Raw genomic sequence first — 14,364 nt, 5'->3', positions numbered from 1 at the left:
AAGGCTCAGGCCTGCCGGGTGTGCAGCTGCTTGGTCAGCAGGTGGGCTTCCTCCAGCAGGAGCGCCCCGAGTTCCGGGCGGCGGTCGTCGCGGAAGCGGGATTCGACGCCGGTGAGGGTCAGCGCCCACGCGGGTGCGCCCGCCTGGTCGAACACCGCGGCGGCCATGCCCCAGCTGCCTTCGACCACCAGCCCGGGATTGACCGCGTAACCGAGTTCACGGGTGCTGGCGATCCGCTCGCGCACCGCGTCCGCCTCGTGCCGCGGGCCCCACTGCGCGGTGAGGTCGGTCCGCGCCAGGTACTCGTCGATCTCGCGGTCCGGCAGCATCGCCAGCACGACCTGACCGGCGGAAACCACACCCAGCGGGAACCGCGCGCCTTCGAAGAGCACAAACGAGCGAATCGGGAACGCGCCGTCCTCGCGCAGCAGGCACACCGTCTCGTCGCCGCGGCGTGCGGAGAAGAAGGCGCTCTCGCCGGTCGCGGTGGCAAGCCGGTGCACGCTGGCGCGGGCGTGCCTGGTCACGTCGTAGCGGTTCGCGGCGACCCCGCCGAGCAGGTACAGCTCCGGCCCGAGGAACCACTGGCCGGTGCGGTGGTCGCGATCCACGTACCCCTCGTCCGCCAGCGCCACCAGCAGCCGGTGCGTGGTCGGGCGGGCCAGCCCGCTCGCGCGCGCCACCGCCGAGGTGGACGCGCCGGTCTGCTGCGCGGCGGACAGCGCGCGGAGCACGGCGGCGATCCGGCCGATCACATGCGGCGGCGGAGCGGTCATGCACCGATCTTACGTTCACTCAGTGAACGCCCGCGATCGCGGTGCTCGCTGGGCGAGAGCTTCACCGGCCGGGTATTGACGGCCCGCAACCCCGGGACGTTGACTCGCGCACGTTCGCTGAACAGACGGAAGAGTGGGCCATGGACAAAGCAGTCACCGCCGAGCACGCGCTGACCGGTCTCCCCGACGGCGCCTCCATCGCCGTCGGCGGCTTCGGTCTCTGCGGCATCCCGCAAACCCTGATCGAGACCGTGCACCGGACCGGCGCCACCGGCCTGCGGGTGGTGTCGAACAACTGCGGGGTGGACGACTGGGGCCTCGGCATCCTGCTCAACGACCGCCGGATCAGCCGTGTCACCGGCTCCTACGTCGGCGAGAACAAGGAGTTCGCCCGCCAGTACCTCAGCGGGGAGCTGGAGCTGGAACTCTGTCCACAAGGGACGCTCGCGGAACGGCTGCGGGCCGGTGGCTGCGGCATTCCGGCGTTCTTCACGCCCGCCGGTGTCGGCACGCAGATCGCCGACGGCGGCCTGCCCTGGCGCTACGCCCCGGACGGTTCGGTCGCGGTTTCCTCCCCCGCCAAGGAAACCCGTGAATTCGGCGGCGTCGAGCACGTGCTGGAAGAGGCCATCGTGACCGACTACGCGCTGGTCGCCGCGGCGAAGGGCGACCGGCACGGCAACCTCGTGTTCGAGAAGTCCGCGCAGAACTTCAACCCGCTGTGCGCCATGGCGGGCCGGATCACCGTGGCCGAGGTGCGGGAACTGGTGGAGCCGGGTGAACTCGACCCCGCCGAAGTGCACCTGCCCGGGGTTTTTGTGCAGCACGTCGTACACGCGCCGGACGTCGAAAAACGCATCGAGAAGAGGACCGTGACGGAGGTCGGCCGATGAGCCTCACCCGCACCCAGATGGCTGCCCGCGCGGCCGCGGAACTGCGCGACGGCGAGTACGTCAACCTCGGCATCGGCCTGCCCACGCTGATCCCGGGCTTCCTGCCCGAAGACGTGCATGTGGTGCTGCACAGCGAAAACGGCATTCTCGGCACCGGCCCGTACCCGGCGCCGGACGCGGTCGACCCGGACCTGATCAACGCGGGCAAGGAAACGGTGACCGTGCGCCCCGGCGCGTCGTTCTTCGATTCCGCGTTGTCCTTCGGCGTCATCCGCGGCGGTCACCTGGACGTGGCCGTGCTGGGCGCGATGCAGGTGTCCGCGCGCGGCGACCTGTCGAACTGGGCGGTGCCGGGGAAACTGGTCAAGGGCATGGGCGGCGCGATGGACCTGGTCCACGGCGCGCGGCGGGTGATCGTGCTGATGGAACACACCACAAAGGACGGTTTACCGAAGATCCTGCGGGAGAACACCCTGCCCTACACCGGGCGGGGCGTGGTGAACCGCATCATCACCGACCTCGCCGTCATCGACGTCACCCCGGACGGGCTGGCACTGGTCGAAACCGCACCGGGTGTCAGCGAAGCCGAGGTCCAGGCCGCCACGGACGCCCCGCTTCGCGTCCCGACCGGATAGCCCCCGGCTCGCCCGGCCCCCGCGGATGTCACGAATGTGGCTTTCGGGACGTTTTTCGTCCCGAAAGCCACATTCGTGACACCGGGGCGAACACGTTCGGAAACCCTCTACTCTGGGCCAGGTGCCGACTGGAGTGAGATCGCGTCGCCGGGTCGTGCTGGTGGCCTACGAGGACGCGCAGATCCTGGACGCGGCCTGCCCGGCGGGTGCCCTGGAAATAGCCAACTCCCACGGCGCCGACCCGCTCTACACCGTCGAGCTGGTCACCGCGAGGAGCAACACGATCCGCACTTCGTCCGGCCTCCAGCTCGGCGGTGCCCGGCGGATCGCCGAGGTGACCGGGCGGATCGACACCCTGCTCGTCATCGGCGGCGCCGGGGCCGAGACCGCCGCCCACGACGAGGCGCTGCTGGGCCAGCTCCGCCGCCTGGCCGGGCGGAGCCGCCGGTACGGCTCGGTGTGCACCGGCGCCTTCGTGCTGGCCGCGGCCGGGCTGCTCGACCACCGGCGCGTCACCACGCACTGGCGGTACAGCGACCTGCTCGCCACCAGTTTCCCCGCCGTCGAGGTGGATCCGGAGCCGCTCTACATCCGGGACGGCGACGTGTACACCTCGGCCGGGGTGACCAGCGCGCTCGACCTGACCCTCGCGCTCATCGAGGACGACCACGGCCCGGCCCTCGCCCGCGCGGTCGCCAGGGAACTGGTGACCTACCTGCACCGGCCCGCCGACCAGGCGCAGATCAGCGTGTTCGTCGGCGCGCCGCCCAGCAACCGGGTGGTGGACGACCTGCTGCGCCACGTCGCGGCGAACCTCGGCGCCGACCTCAGCCCGCGGGTGCTGGCCGCGCGGGCCGGGATCACCACGCGGCACCTGTCGCGGCTGTTCGTCACGCACCTGGGCACCACCCCCGCCAAGGCCGTGCGCGCCACCCGCACCGAGGCGGCCGCGCACCTGGCGGCGACCACCGATCTTCCGCTGGCCGCGATCGCCCGCCGCTGCGGGTTCGGCTCCGCCGCCACCCTCCGGCACGCCTTTCTCGACCAGTACGGCGTCACCGGGGACATGCTTCGGAAACGCACGGACATCCCACCCCGGCGACGGCAGCCCGATGCCCAGACTGCCGGAGCATGACCACCTCACAGACCACCCGCCGGACCGTGCTGGCCGCCGGAGCCGGCGCCGGGCTCGCGCTGGGCCTGGCCACCCCCGCGAGCGCCACCCCCGCGAGCGCCGCCCCCGCGACCGCCGCCCTCTCGACCGCCGTCCCGGACCAGCGCGGTGACGGTCCCCGCATCGGCATCGCGCTCTACGACGGGTTCAGCCTGCTCGACCCGACCGGCCCGGCCGAACTGCTGTCCCGCGTCCCCGGCGCGACGGTGACCATGATCGCCGAACGCCGCGGCCCGGTGCGCACGGACACGCAGCAGGCCGCGGTGGTCGCCGACCGCTCGTTCGCCGAGGTGCACCGGCTCGACGTCCTGCTGGTGCCGGGCGCGGGCAACCGCGGCACGATCGCCGCCATGCGGAACCCGGTGCTGCTCGACTGGATCCGGCGCATCGACCGCACCACCACCTGGACCACCGCGGTCTGCACCGGCACCCTGGTGCTCGGCGCGGCCGGGCTGCTGCGCGAGAAGGCCACCACCTACTGGGCCTCCGCCGACTACCTGGAGCAGACCTTCGGCGTGCGTTACGAAGCCGAGCGCTACGTGCAGGTCGGCAAGGTGATCACCGCGGCGGGGGTGTCCGCGGGCATCGACATGGCGCTGTACCTGGCGTCCCTGCTCACCGACGAGCGCACCGCGCGGGGCATCCAGCTGGCCGTCGAGTACGCGCCCGAACCGCCCTACGACTCGGGTGACGCGGCGACCGCCAGCCCGGAGCTCAAGCAGCTCGCGCTGGACCTGCTGGCGCGGTCGCAGCGCTGACCGGCGTTTGAACGGCGGACAGCCGGGTATCGCGGGGGCATGACCCACGTAGTCGTCACCGGCGCCACCGGAAATCTCGGGGTGGCCGTGATCAAGGCGCTGGAGCAGGAGCCGGACGTGAAGGCGGTGACCGGGCTGGCGCGCCGCCGTCCGGATTGGCACCCGGCCAAAACCGAGTTCGCCGAGATCGACCTGGCGGCTGACGAGCCGGACTTCACCGGTGCCGACGTGGTGGTGCACCTGGCGTGGCAGTTCCAGCCGACGCGGCATCCCGAGCAGACCTGGGCGGCGAACGTGCTCGGCTCCATCCGCGTGTTCGAAGCCGCCGCGCGGGCCGGGGCGGCCCTGATCTACAGCTCGTCGGTGGGCACGTACGCCCCGGGACCGGTGGACGACCGCGTGGACGAAAGCTGGCCGACGCACGGCTGGCCTGGTGCCGCCTACCCGCGCGAAAAGGCTTACCTGGAGCGGTATCTGGACGCTTTCGAGCCGCAGCACCCGGATCTGCGGGTGGTGCGGCTGCGCCCGGCCTTTGTGTTCCAGCGGCCCGCCGCGCCCGAACAGCGGCGCATCTTCGCGGGCGCGCTCGTGCCGGGCAACCTGGTGCGGCCGGAGCTGCTGCCGTTCGTGCCGGACGTGCCCGGCCTGCGGGTCCAGGTGGTGCACGCCGACGACGTGGCCGACGCGGTACGCCGTGCCGTGCTGCGGCCCGTCCGGGGCGCGTTCAACCTGGCCGCCGAACCCCCGCTCGACGGCCGGGGCCTGGCGTCCACTTTGGGCAAGCCGCTCGTCCGCGTGCCCCGGCAGGTGGTGCGCCTCGCGCTCGCGGGCGCGTGGCACGCCCGCGCGGTGCCGGTCGATCCCGGCCTGTTCGACGCGGTGGCCAGGCTGCCGCTGATGGACACCGGGCGCGCCAGGGACCAGCTCGGCTGGAGCCCGGCGGTGGACGCCTGGGACACGGCGGGTGAGCTGCTCGCCGGCCTGCACGGCAAGGGCGGGTACCCGACTCCGCCCCTGCACGACGACTGAGTCCTCCGAGAACCACCGGCTCAGGCGTTGGCGTCCACCTTCTCCAGGCCCCGGCGGTGCAGGCGGTAGGCCAGCCCGACCGAAACCAGTGCCGCGGCCGCGAAGCACAGGAAAATCGGGCTTTCCAGCAGCGACACCGGCGAAATCGCGATGGTCTGCCGCAGGGACAGCTCCAGCATCGGGCCGAGGATGAAGCCCATCACGAACGGCGCCACCGGCAGCCCGCGCTTGGCCATCGCCCAGCCCGCGACCCCGGCGACCAGGCAGACCACGATGTCGAACACGCTGTTCCGCGCGGTGTAGGCACCGACCCCGCAGCACACCAGGATGATCGGCCCCAGCACGCCGTAGGGCACGTTCGCGATCTTCGCCCACAGCCCGGCCAGCGGCAGGTTGAGCACCAGCAGGATCACGTTGGCCACGAAGAAGCTGGCGATCACCGCGGCGGTGATGTCGCTGTCGGAGGTGAACATGGCCGGGCCGGGCACCACCCCGTAGACCATCAGCGCGGCCATGATCAGCGCCATCGTCGGCCCGGTCGGGATGCCGAGGCTGAACAGCGGCACGAACCCGCTCATCGCGGTGGCGTTGTTCGCCGCCTCGGGACCGCCGATGCCTTCGACCGCGCCCTGGCCGAACCGCGAGCCGCCCTTGCGCTCGGCACGCCGCTTTTCGCTGGCGTAACTGAGAAAAGTGGTGGTCGACGGCAGCATGCCGGGGATCAGCCCGAGCAGGAAGCCGGTCACCGTGCCGCGCCCGGCCGCCCCCGCACTGCGGCGGAACTCGTCGCGTGTGGGCAGGAAACCGCCGACCTTCGCGGCCTGCGCGGTCGGCGTGCCGCGTTCGAGCGTGCGCAGCACCTCGGCGACGCCGAACAGGCCGATCATCACCGGCACGATGTCGAGGCCCTGCATCAGTTCCAGCGACCCGAAGGTCATCCGCTGCTGGCTGCTGGTCAGGTCGAGCCCGACCGACGCGAGCAGCATCCCGGCCACCGCCATCCCGATGCCGCGCACCACCGAACCCGAGGACAGGCCCGCGATCGCGGTGAGGCTGAACAACACCAGCCCCAGCATTTCCGGCGGTCCGAACTCCAGCGCGAACCCGGCGAGATGGGGCCCGATCAGCCACACCCCGAGCGTGCCGGCAATCCCGGCCACAAAGGACGCACCGGCGGCAATCGCGAGCGCGGTACCCGCGCGGCCGCGCTGGGTCATCGGGTAGCCCTCGAGCGCGGCGGGCAGCGAGGACACCTCACCCGGGATCTTGAGCAGGATCGCGCTGGTGGAGCCGCCGTACATGGCGCCGTAGTAGATCGCGGCGAGCACCACGATCGCCGCGGCCGGGCCCAGGTAGGCGGTGAGCGGGAACAGGATCGCGATCGCCGACACCGGGCCGAGGCCGGGCAGCACCCCGACCATGGTCCCGGCGAGGCAGCCGAGAAAGGCCAGCAGCAGCACGTGCGGCTGGAAGACCTCGGCGAAACCGGCGAGCAGTTCGGACAGACCCATCGGGCAGCCTCCTCAGAACCTGAAGATCCCGGCGGGAAGGACCACTCCCGACAGTTCGAACAGGACGGTGAACACGGCGTTGATCACCAGTGTGTACACAGTGGACTTCAGCCAGCCGTAGCGGGAGATCACCCGCAGGAAGGCAAAAACCACCACCACCCCGGCGACGACGTACCCCAGCGTGCCGAGCAGCGCGGCGTAGACGGCCACCAGCAGCAGGCAGACGGCCATGTCGCGGCGCGGGGTCGCGGGACGCGGGGTGCCGCCGCCGGGGCTTTCCTCCGCAACGACCCGCGAAGGGCGTTCGGCAACGGCGCTGGTCACTGCGAGCACGGCGCCGAGCACCAGGACGTACCAGCCTGCCGGATCGGCCTGCGCGGCCGGGTCCACGGTGAGCAGCAGCCGCAGACCCTCCTCTATGGACAGTCCGGCGAGCAGCAGTAGCACCAGCATCGGCGCGTAGGCGCCCGGTGCGCGAGTGGCCGTGGCCATGGGACCTCCTGAAAACGTGGGAGGAAAAGGAAGTTCAGCCCGCGACGCCGATCTGCTGTGACAACGCGGCGAAGCGGTTCTTCTCGCGGTCGATGTCCGCGCGCAGTTCGGCACCGGTGAGCACGGCCGGGGAGAGGCCCACCGCGTCGAGCTTGCCGGCGAACGCCTTGTCCTGCGCGATGGCGGCGACGGCGTCCCCGAGTTTCGCGGTGAGGTCGGCGGGCAGGCCCGGCGGTGCGGAAACGCCGACCCAGTACTGCATGTCCAGCCCGGGGTGCCCGAGTTCGGCGGCGGTGGGCACACCCTTGAGCTTGCTCACCGGCTTGTCCCCGGTCAGCGCGATCGACCGCAGCTTCCCGGTTTTGCTGAGGCTGAACGCCGAACTCGCACCGCCCGCGCCGAAGTCGATGTCCCCGGCGGCGACCGCGCGCATCACCTCGCCGGAGCTGCGGAACGGCACCCGCTGCACCCGCGCGGCGTCGATGCCGTTCTCCGCCAGGAACTGCAGTGTCGCGTAGTCGCTGGTGCTGCTGCCGCCGATCCAGCCGACGGTGAAGCGGTCCGGGTCCTGCTTGGCCGCCGCGACCACCTCGTCGTAGGTCCGGTAGGGCGAGTCACCGCCGACGACGTAGACGTGCGGTCCGGCGGCGAACTTCGCAACGAAGGTGCGGTCGGCCCAGTCGTAGGGCACGTACGGCAGCAGGCCCTGGATGGAGCTGGACCCGGCGCCGTCGGCGAGCAGCGTGTACCCGTCGGCCTCGGCCGAGCGCACCGAGCTGACCCCGATGATCTGGTCCGCGCCGGGCTTGTTGATCACGTTGACCGGCACGCCCAGCCGGTCGGACAGCGCTTCGGCCCCGGCGCGGGCGGCGATGTCGGTCGAGCCGCCCGCGGCGAAGGGCACCACGTAGTCGATCGACCGGCCCGGGAAGGTCTGCGCGGTTTCCGCCGCCGCGGCGCACGAGGTGAGCAGGGCGGCGGCGCACACCGCCACCACCGCCCGCGGGAAGGCTCGCATCGCCCTCACCCCGCTTGCCCGCGCACACGTGCGGTGGCCTCGGCGTCGAGCACGCCGTCATCGGTCAGCACCACGCCGTAGTCCGACCGCGCGCTTTCCGCACTGACCCGGCCCTGGGCGACATCACGGGCGACCAGTTCGGCGGGCCGTGCGAGCGGATCGCCGTAGCCACCCGAGCCAGGGCTTTCGATGCGCACGACGTCGCCGCGTTCCAAGGCAATCCCAGAAACGCGGCCGCCGGGCAGCGTGGTCTCGCCATCGGTGCCGGGCCGCAGGATGAACTTGCCGGTGGTGCCGTTATTGCCACCGGCGAGCCCGAGCGGCGGGAAGGTCTGCCGATCGGCGTGCGCGGAGAAGTCGGCCTGCCCGGACAGGACCCGGATGTCGCGCCGGACGCCGAGCCCGCCGCGGTGCTCGCCCGCGCCACCGGAGTCGGTGATCAGCTCGTAGGTGTCCACGCGCAGCGGGTACTCCAGCTCCAGCGCCTCGATCGGCAGGTTCGACGAGTTGGTGACGTGCACCTGCACGGCGTCGAGCCCGTCGCGGTCCGAGCGCGCCCCGGCACCACCCGCGATCACCTCGGGATAGACGAAGAACTCCTCGTCGGGACCGGCGAAGGTGACGTAGGTGATGGAGCTGTGCGAACCGGCCGGGACACGCCCTGGCACCGCCTTGGCGAGCGCGGCGAGCAGCACGTCGGCCACCCGCTGGCAGGCGTCCGTCCTGGCCGCGACCGCCGCGGGCGGGCGCGGGTTGACGATGCTGCCGAGCGGGGCCTCGATGCGCACGGCGTCGAAGAACCCGCCGTTGGCCGGGATGTCCGGGTCGAGCGCCGCCTTGAGTGCGTAGTAGACGGTCGCTTCCAGCGCCGAGCGCACCACGTTGATGGCCACCTCGGCCTGCCGCCCGGTCCCGGCGAAGTCGATCGAGATCTGCTCGCCCGACACGGTGATCGCGGTCTGGATGCGGATCGGCTCCTGGCCGGGGTGGTCGCTGTCGAGCCAGTCGGCGGCGGTGTAGGTGCCGTCCGGGATCGCGGCGACGGCCACCTCCAGCCGCCGCCGGGCGTAGGCGAGCAGCTGCGCGCACGCCGCGTCGATGACGTCACTGCCGTACTTCCCGTGCAGTTCGGCGAACCGGCGGCCGCCGGTGTGCACGGCGGCGAGCTGGGCCAGCAGATCACCCCGGCGTTCCTCGGGCAGCCGGGAGTTGAGCGTGACAAAAGCCAGCACCTCTTCGTTGACCGCGCCGTCGATCATGAAGCGCACCATCGGGATGCGCAGGCCCTCCTGGAAGATGCTGGTGGAGTCGCCCGAGTTGCTGCCGGGCACGTGCCCGCCGACGTCGGAGTGGTGGGCGATGTCGGCGCTGAACCCGACCAGCCCGCCGTCGTGGAACACCGGCGCCACCATGGTGATGTCGGGCAGGTGGGTGCCGCCGCCGGTGTACGGATCGTTGGTGATGTAGACGTCGCCGGGCCGCAGCTGGGCACCCCGCTGGTCGAGCAGCGCCTGCACCAGGCCCTGCATCGAGCCCATGTGGATGGGGATGTGCTCGGCCTGCGCGACCAGCCTGCCCCGCGCGTCGAACAACGCGGTGGAGCAGTCCACCCGCTCCTTGATGTTCGTCGAGTAGCTCGCGCGCCGCAGCACCGCGCCCATCTCCTCGGCCACCGACAGCATGGCGTTGCCGATCACCTGCACGCTCACCTGGTCCACCACGGTCATGCCACCACCTCGATCAGCAGGTTGCCCAGTTCGTCCACTGTGGACGACCACCCCGGCGGGACCACGGTGGTCGAGTCGAGCTGTTCGACGATCGCCGGTCCGGTGAAGGTGTTGCCGGACCGGAGTTTCGCCCGGTCGAGCACCGGCGTGGGCACCGCGCCGCGGTCGCCGCCGAAGTCGACGTCGCGGGTGCCGAGCAGCGCATCCGGTTCGAGCCCTGGCGACCCGGCCGCGACCCTCGGCAGGTCCGGCTTGGCCACCTCGCCGTGGGCGATGGCACGGAGGTTGACCAGTTGCACGGGCGATTCCGGGTGCGCGAAGCCGTACGCTTTCTCGTGCTGGGCGTGGAAATCGGCGATCACCGACGCGAGCGAGGCTTCGTCGAGCCGCTGCGGCAACGGGATGCGCAGTTCGAAGTTCTGCCGCGGGTAACGCGCGTCGGCGAGAATGGTGACCTCGTGCCGTTCCGCGATGCGGGCTTCCTCGGCCAGCCACGCCTGTCCCTCGGCGACCAGCGCGGCGACGGCGGCGTTGAGCGCGGGCAGCGTCTCCGGCTCGGCCCGGCGCAGGAACGAGCTGGTGAACTCGCTGCGCACATCGCTGACCAGCAACCCCAGCGCGCAGAGGGTGCCGGGGTTCGGCGGGATCAGCAGCCGGGTCATGCCGACCTCGGCGGCCACCTCGGCCGCGTGCAGCGGCCCGGCCCCGCCGTAGGCCATCAGCACGTACTCGCGCGGGTCCTCCCCCGCCTCCACCGAAACCTGGCGCACCGCCCGCGCCATGTGGGAGTTCGCCAGCCTGCCGATGCCGCGCGCGGCCTCGACCACGCTCGTGCCGAGTCCGTTCGCGACGGTGGCGACGGCGCGTTCGGCGGCGGCGCTGTCGATGGGCATCGCCCCGCCCAGCGCGCTTTCCGGGTTCTGCCTGCCCCGCACCACGTTCGCGTCGGTGGTGGTCGGTTCCGTGCCACCGTGGCCGTAGGCGGCCGGACCGGGCCGGGCACCCGCGCTCTCCGGCCCGACGCGCAGCCCGCCCGCGCCGTCGACCGAAGCGATGCTGCCGCCACCGGCGCCGATGGTGTGCACATCGACCGACGGCACGCGGATCGGGTAACCGCCGAGCCCGCGCTCGTTGGCCGAAGCGGGCCGCCCGCCCCGGATCAGGCACACGTCGGTGGAGGTGCCACCCATGTCGAAGGTGATCAGGTCGCCGATCCCGGCGAGCCCGGCCAGGTAGCTGGCGCCGACCACACCCGCGCTGGGACCGGACAGCAGCGTGGTCACCGGGCGTTCGGCCACCGCGTCGGTGGAGGCGAGCCCGCCGTTGGACTGGATCACGCGCGGACCGACCGGCAGGCCCGCTTCCGCGACGCGCTCGCCGAGGCGGCGGATGTAGCGGGACACCACCGGCCCGATGAACGAGTTGATCACCGCGGTGGAAAACCGCTCGTACTCGCGGAATTCCGGCGCGACCCGGCTGGAGCGCGAGGTGAACAGCTCCGGCAGCCGCCGTGCCAGCGCCTCTTCCACGCGGATCTCGTGGGTCGCATCGCGGTAGCTGTGCAGGAAGCAGATGGCCACGGATTCGGCGCCCGACGCCGCCAGTTCGCCCGCCACGCGGTCGATTTCGGCGTCGGTCAGCTCGGTGACCACCGCACCGGACGCGGCAAGCCGTTCGGTGACACCAAAAGTCAGTTCACGCGGGACGAGCACGCGTGGTTTGTCGGCGAACAGGTCGTAGAGGTGCGGCCGCCGCTGACGCGCGATCTCCAGCACGTCCGGCACGCCGCCGGTCACCAGCAGCGCGGTGGTGGCGCCCTTCAGTTCCAGCAGCGCGTTGGTGGCGACGGTGGTGCCGTGACCGAGGTAGGTGACGTCGCCGGGCGCCCTGCCCGCGTCGGCGAGCACGTGCCGGATGCCGTCGGCGACCGCGATCGACTGGTCGTGGCCGGTGGAGGGCAGCTTGAAGATGTGGAACCGGCCGGTGCCGGTGTCCAGCGCGGTCACGTCGGTGAAGGTGCCGCCGACGTCGACTCCGATGCGGATCATGCGGTCTCCTGGAAGGTCCTGGCCAGCTGGAGCCGGGCGGGAAGGGGATCGCCGCCGCCGAGCAGGGCGTCGACGGCGAGTGCGGAGAACACGGGCGAGAGCTTGAACCCGTGCCCCGAGAAGCCGCTCATCGACACGACCCGCTCGAAACCGGGCGGGGCGCCGATGAGCCCGTGGTTGTCCGGGGTGTAGCCCTCGACGAACGCCGCCGCGCCCGCCGCGGCGGGTTCGAGCCCGGTGAACAGGCCCCCGACGGCCGCCTCGACCCGCCGGGTGTATGCGGGCGGCACGGCTTTGTCGAATGTGGACAGATCGGGCACGGTTTCCTTCGGCACGTGCAGGTTCACCTTGACCAGGCCGTCCCCGTCCGGCGGGAAGAAGGACAGCCCGGCCTCCGGGCCGCTGCGCCGGATGCCGACCGGGAAGCGGTCGGGGGCGAACGCGGCGGGATCGGTGGCGCGGAACCAGTGCAGCACCACCCGGCGCACCTCGTAGCGCCCGCGCACGCCCGGCAGCAGTTCGGCGGTCCACGGTCCCCCGCAGACCAGTACGCGGCCCGCCGTGAGCACCCCGTCGGAGGTGTGCACGCGGACGTGCCCGCCCGCTTCGTCGAGTCCGGTGCAGCGCACGCCGGTCCGCACTTCGGCGCCGAGGTCGCGGGCGAGCCCGGCGGCGGCGCGGATGGCGGCGGACGGGAACAGCAGGCCGCCCTGCGGGTCGAGCACGCCGACGTCGTTCTCGCGCAGCACGTGCTGCGGGTAGCGCGCGGCGAGCTGGTCGTGGTCGAGCCGTTCGTGCGGGATGCCGAACTCCTCGGCGCTGCGCAGCACCTCGGCAACGTCGGGATGGTCGGGTGAGCCGATGCTGAGCGCGCCGGTCGGCAGCAGGATCCGCGCGCCGGTCGCCTCGGCCAGTTCGCGCCAGTACCCGGCCGCGCGCCGCAGCAGCGGGACGTACCAGGCGCCTTCCTTGTAGGCGACGCGGAAGATCCGGGTCCGCCCGCCGGCGGCGCCGTGCTCGTGCCCGAGTTCGGTGTGCTGCTCGATGCCGATGGCCCTGATCCCGGCCGCGGCGAGGCGCCAGAGCGCCATGCTGCCCATCGTGCCGACGCCGATCACCACCACGTCGGCATCGAGGCCTGGACCCCGGTCGGACATGTTTACCTCCACACGGTGTACGGGCTCGGCGATGCGGGCTAATGTAGGCAACACGACGAGAAAAGGTCAATGCTGTAATGAAAACTACAAGTAACGACTCGGACCCGCCGCTCCACGAACGCGTGGCGGCGCTGGCCGATGCCATGTCCACTAGCGAGCGGATGGTCGCCGAGTTCATGGCCGACCACCCCGAGGTGGTGGTGTCCTGTTCGGCCAGTGAGCTGGGCGCCCGCACCGGCACCAGCGACGCGACCGTGGTCCGGGCCGCGAAAGCCTTGGGGTACCGGGGTTTCCGCGAGCTGAAGCGGAGCATGCTCGGCGTGCTGACCCGGCAGCGCGACCTGGCGGCCACCATGGACGACCGCCTGGCGCGGGTGTCCACAGCGGACAACCAGGTGGCGCGCGTGCTGGACGACACCATCGGCCTGCTCGGCCAGCTGCGCCGCGGGCTCGACACCGAGTCGTGGCAGCGGGCGGTCGACGCGCTGATCGCCGCGCCCGCCGTGCTGACCTACGGCATCGGCCCGGCCGCCGGCCTCGCCGACTACCTGTGCCTCTCGCTCACCCGCATCGGCGTGCGCGCGCGGGGCGCGGGCACCACCGGCTTCCGGCTCGCCGACGAGCTGCTCACCCTGCGCGAGGACGAGGTGGTGGTGGTCTTCGCGCCGATCCGGCAGTTCCGGGAGATCTCGGTGCTGGTCGAGCACGCCGGCGCGGTGGGCGCCAAGGTCGTGGTGATCACCGAGAGCCTCGGCATGTCGCTCGCGCCGAAGGTGCACGCGGTGCTGTCCACCCCGCAGTCGACGACCACCGCCGCGAGCGAGGTGACCGCCGGGCTCGTGCTGGCGCACGCGCTGACCCTGAGCGTCGCGGCCGCCACGCACGACACCGCCGTCGACGCGCTGCGACTGGTCAACCAGCTACGCGCGAACGTCGTCGGCGCCGAACTCGACGTCACCCCGCTGCCCACCGACTGACCCGCCGCCTGGGGGCGCCGACGCTCGGCACGCTCCTGGCCCGCGTCCCCGGTGTCACGAATGTGGCTTTCGGGACGCAGAACGTCTCGAAAGCCACATTCGTGACACCGGCAGGGCCCGCCCCGCCGCCACGCCGCGTCAAAATTTGACTGGTTCCAGAGAAGCGTTC

General features: G+C 72.0%; 13 protein-coding genes. 6 read left to right on the top strand and 7 right to left on the bottom strand.

Annotated elements, in window-relative coordinates; all coding sequences use genetic code 11:
• Positions 1–5: 5 nt before the first annotated feature.
• Positions 6–776: an IclR family transcriptional regulator gene (locus A4R43_RS00950; RefSeq protein ID WP_113690545.1), complete on the bottom strand. Its 771-nt coding sequence runs from the start codon at positions 774–776 to the stop codon at positions 6–8.
• Between the two features lie 140 nt (positions 777–916).
• Between A4R43_RS00950 and A4R43_RS00945 the strand changes: the two genes are divergently transcribed.
• From A4R43_RS00945 to A4R43_RS00925, 5 genes are all read left to right on the top strand, one after another.
• Positions 917–1,669: a CoA transferase subunit A gene (locus tag A4R43_RS00945; RefSeq protein WP_113690544.1), complete on the top strand. Its 753-nt coding sequence runs from the start codon at positions 917–919 to the stop codon at positions 1,667–1,669.
• Positions 1,666–2,304 carry a CoA transferase subunit B gene (locus A4R43_RS00940; protein ID WP_113690543.1) on the top strand — a complete coding sequence of 213 codons (639 nt, stop codon included), beginning with the start codon at positions 1,666–1,668 and terminating at the stop codon, positions 2,302–2,304. The genes A4R43_RS00945 and A4R43_RS00940 overlap by 4 nt, the downstream gene beginning before the upstream one ends.
• A 121-nt stretch (positions 2,305–2,425) precedes the next feature.
• Complete coding sequence (locus A4R43_RS00935) at positions 2,426–3,439, top strand: GlxA family transcriptional regulator (protein WP_236808695.1); 1,014 nt, start codon at positions 2,426–2,428, stop codon at positions 3,437–3,439.
• Positions 3,436–4,236, top strand: a complete 801-nt coding sequence (locus tag A4R43_RS00930) for a DJ-1/PfpI family protein (protein WP_113690541.1) — start codon at positions 3,436–3,438, stop codon at positions 4,234–4,236. The genes A4R43_RS00935 and A4R43_RS00930 overlap by 4 nt, the downstream gene beginning before the upstream one ends.
• A gap of 39 nt (positions 4,237–4,275) precedes the next feature.
• Positions 4,276–5,265 (top strand): NAD-dependent epimerase/dehydratase family protein, encoded by a 990-nt coding sequence (locus tag A4R43_RS00925; protein ID WP_113690540.1) that lies wholly within the window; start codon positions 4,276–4,278, stop codon positions 5,263–5,265.
• A gap of 20 nt (positions 5,266–5,285) precedes the next feature.
• Here A4R43_RS00925 and A4R43_RS00920 read toward each other — a convergent pair whose 3' ends face one another.
• Genes A4R43_RS00920 through solA form a run of 6 tightly spaced genes read right to left on the bottom strand, consistent with a single transcriptional unit; the run spans position 5,286 to position 13,218 of the window.
• Positions 5,286–6,776 carry a tripartite tricarboxylate transporter permease gene (locus A4R43_RS00920; protein WP_113690539.1) on the bottom strand — a complete coding sequence of 497 codons (1,491 nt, stop codon included), beginning with the start codon at positions 6,774–6,776 and terminating at the stop codon, positions 5,286–5,288.
• 12 nt (positions 6,777–6,788) lie between these two features.
• Positions 6,789–7,268 (bottom strand): tripartite tricarboxylate transporter TctB family protein, encoded by a 480-nt coding sequence (locus A4R43_RS00915; protein ID WP_113690538.1) that lies wholly within the window; start codon positions 7,266–7,268, stop codon positions 6,789–6,791.
• A gap of 34 nt (positions 7,269–7,302) precedes the next feature.
• Positions 7,303–8,286 (bottom strand): tripartite tricarboxylate transporter substrate binding protein, encoded by a 984-nt coding sequence (locus tag A4R43_RS00910; RefSeq protein ID WP_113690537.1) that lies wholly within the window; start codon positions 8,284–8,286, stop codon positions 7,303–7,305.
• 5 nt (positions 8,287–8,291) lie between these two features.
• Positions 8,292–10,013, bottom strand: coding sequence for a hydantoinase B/oxoprolinase family protein (locus tag A4R43_RS00905; RefSeq protein WP_113690536.1), 1,722 nt, complete (start codon positions 10,011–10,013; stop codon positions 8,292–8,294).
• Complete coding sequence (locus A4R43_RS00900; RefSeq protein WP_113690535.1) at positions 10,010–12,061, bottom strand: hydantoinase/oxoprolinase family protein; 2,052 nt, start codon at positions 12,059–12,061, stop codon at positions 10,010–10,012. Before A4R43_RS00900 ends, A4R43_RS00905 begins: the two co-directional genes overlap by 4 nt.
• A complete protein-coding gene (gene solA / locus A4R43_RS00895; RefSeq protein ID WP_113690534.1) occupies positions 12,058–13,218 on the bottom strand; it encodes an N-methyl-L-tryptophan oxidase in 1,161 nt (386 codons plus the stop codon). The genes A4R43_RS00900 and solA overlap by 4 nt, the downstream gene beginning before the upstream one ends.
• Before the next feature lie 77 nt (positions 13,219–13,295).
• Between solA and A4R43_RS00890 the strand changes: the two genes are divergently transcribed.
• The gene (locus A4R43_RS00890; RefSeq protein ID WP_113690533.1) at positions 13,296–14,195 is read left to right on the top strand and encodes a MurR/RpiR family transcriptional regulator; all 900 of its coding nucleotides are present in this window, start codon (positions 13,296–13,298) and stop codon (positions 14,193–14,195) included.
• Positions 14,196–14,364 lie beyond the last annotated feature (169 nt).

This window comes from Amycolatopsis albispora, from assembly GCF_003312875.1.
In the GTDB taxonomy this organism is placed as follows: domain Bacteria; phylum Actinomycetota; class Actinomycetes; order Mycobacteriales; family Pseudonocardiaceae; genus Amycolatopsis; species Amycolatopsis albispora.
This window is presented reverse-complemented; position numbering and strand designations above follow the sequence as displayed.

Bases quoted from the DNA above. Each gene is read 5' to 3' on its own strand.
- A4R43_RS00950 (WP_113690545.1), bottom strand. From the start codon at position 776: ATGACCGCTCCGCCGCCGCATGTGATCGGCCGGATCGCCGCCGTGCTC.
- A4R43_RS00945 (WP_113690544.1), top strand. From the start codon at position 917: ATGGACAAAGCAGTCACCGCCGAGCACGCGCTGACCGGTCTCCCCGAC.
- A4R43_RS00940 (WP_113690543.1), top strand. From the start codon at position 1,666: ATGAGCCTCACCCGCACCCAGATGGCTGCCCGCGCGGCCGCGGAACTG.
- A4R43_RS00930 (WP_113690541.1), top strand. From the start codon at position 3,436: ATGACCACCTCACAGACCACCCGCCGGACCGTGCTGGCCGCCGGAGCC.
- A4R43_RS00925 (WP_113690540.1), top strand. From the start codon at position 4,276: ATGACCCACGTAGTCGTCACCGGCGCCACCGGAAATCTCGGGGTGGCC.
- A4R43_RS00920 (WP_113690539.1), bottom strand. From the start codon at position 6,776: ATGGGTCTGTCCGAACTGCTCGCCGGTTTCGCCGAGGTCTTCCAGCCG.
- A4R43_RS00915 (WP_113690538.1), bottom strand. From the start codon at position 7,268: ATGGCCACGGCCACTCGCGCACCGGGCGCCTACGCGCCGATGCTGGTG.
- A4R43_RS00910 (WP_113690537.1), bottom strand. From the start codon at position 8,286: ATGCGAGCCTTCCCGCGGGCGGTGGTGGCGGTGTGCGCCGCCGCCCTG.
- A4R43_RS00905 (WP_113690536.1), bottom strand. From the start codon at position 10,013: ATGACCGTGGTGGACCAGGTGAGCGTGCAGGTGATCGGCAACGCCATG.
- A4R43_RS00900 (WP_113690535.1), bottom strand. From the start codon at position 12,061: ATGATCCGCATCGGAGTCGACGTCGGCGGCACCTTCACCGACGTGACC.
- solA (WP_113690534.1), bottom strand. From the start codon at position 13,218: ATGTCCGACCGGGGTCCAGGCCTCGATGCCGACGTGGTGGTGATCGGC.
- A4R43_RS00890 (WP_113690533.1), top strand. From the start codon at position 13,296: ATGAAAACTACAAGTAACGACTCGGACCCGCCGCTCCACGAACGCGTG.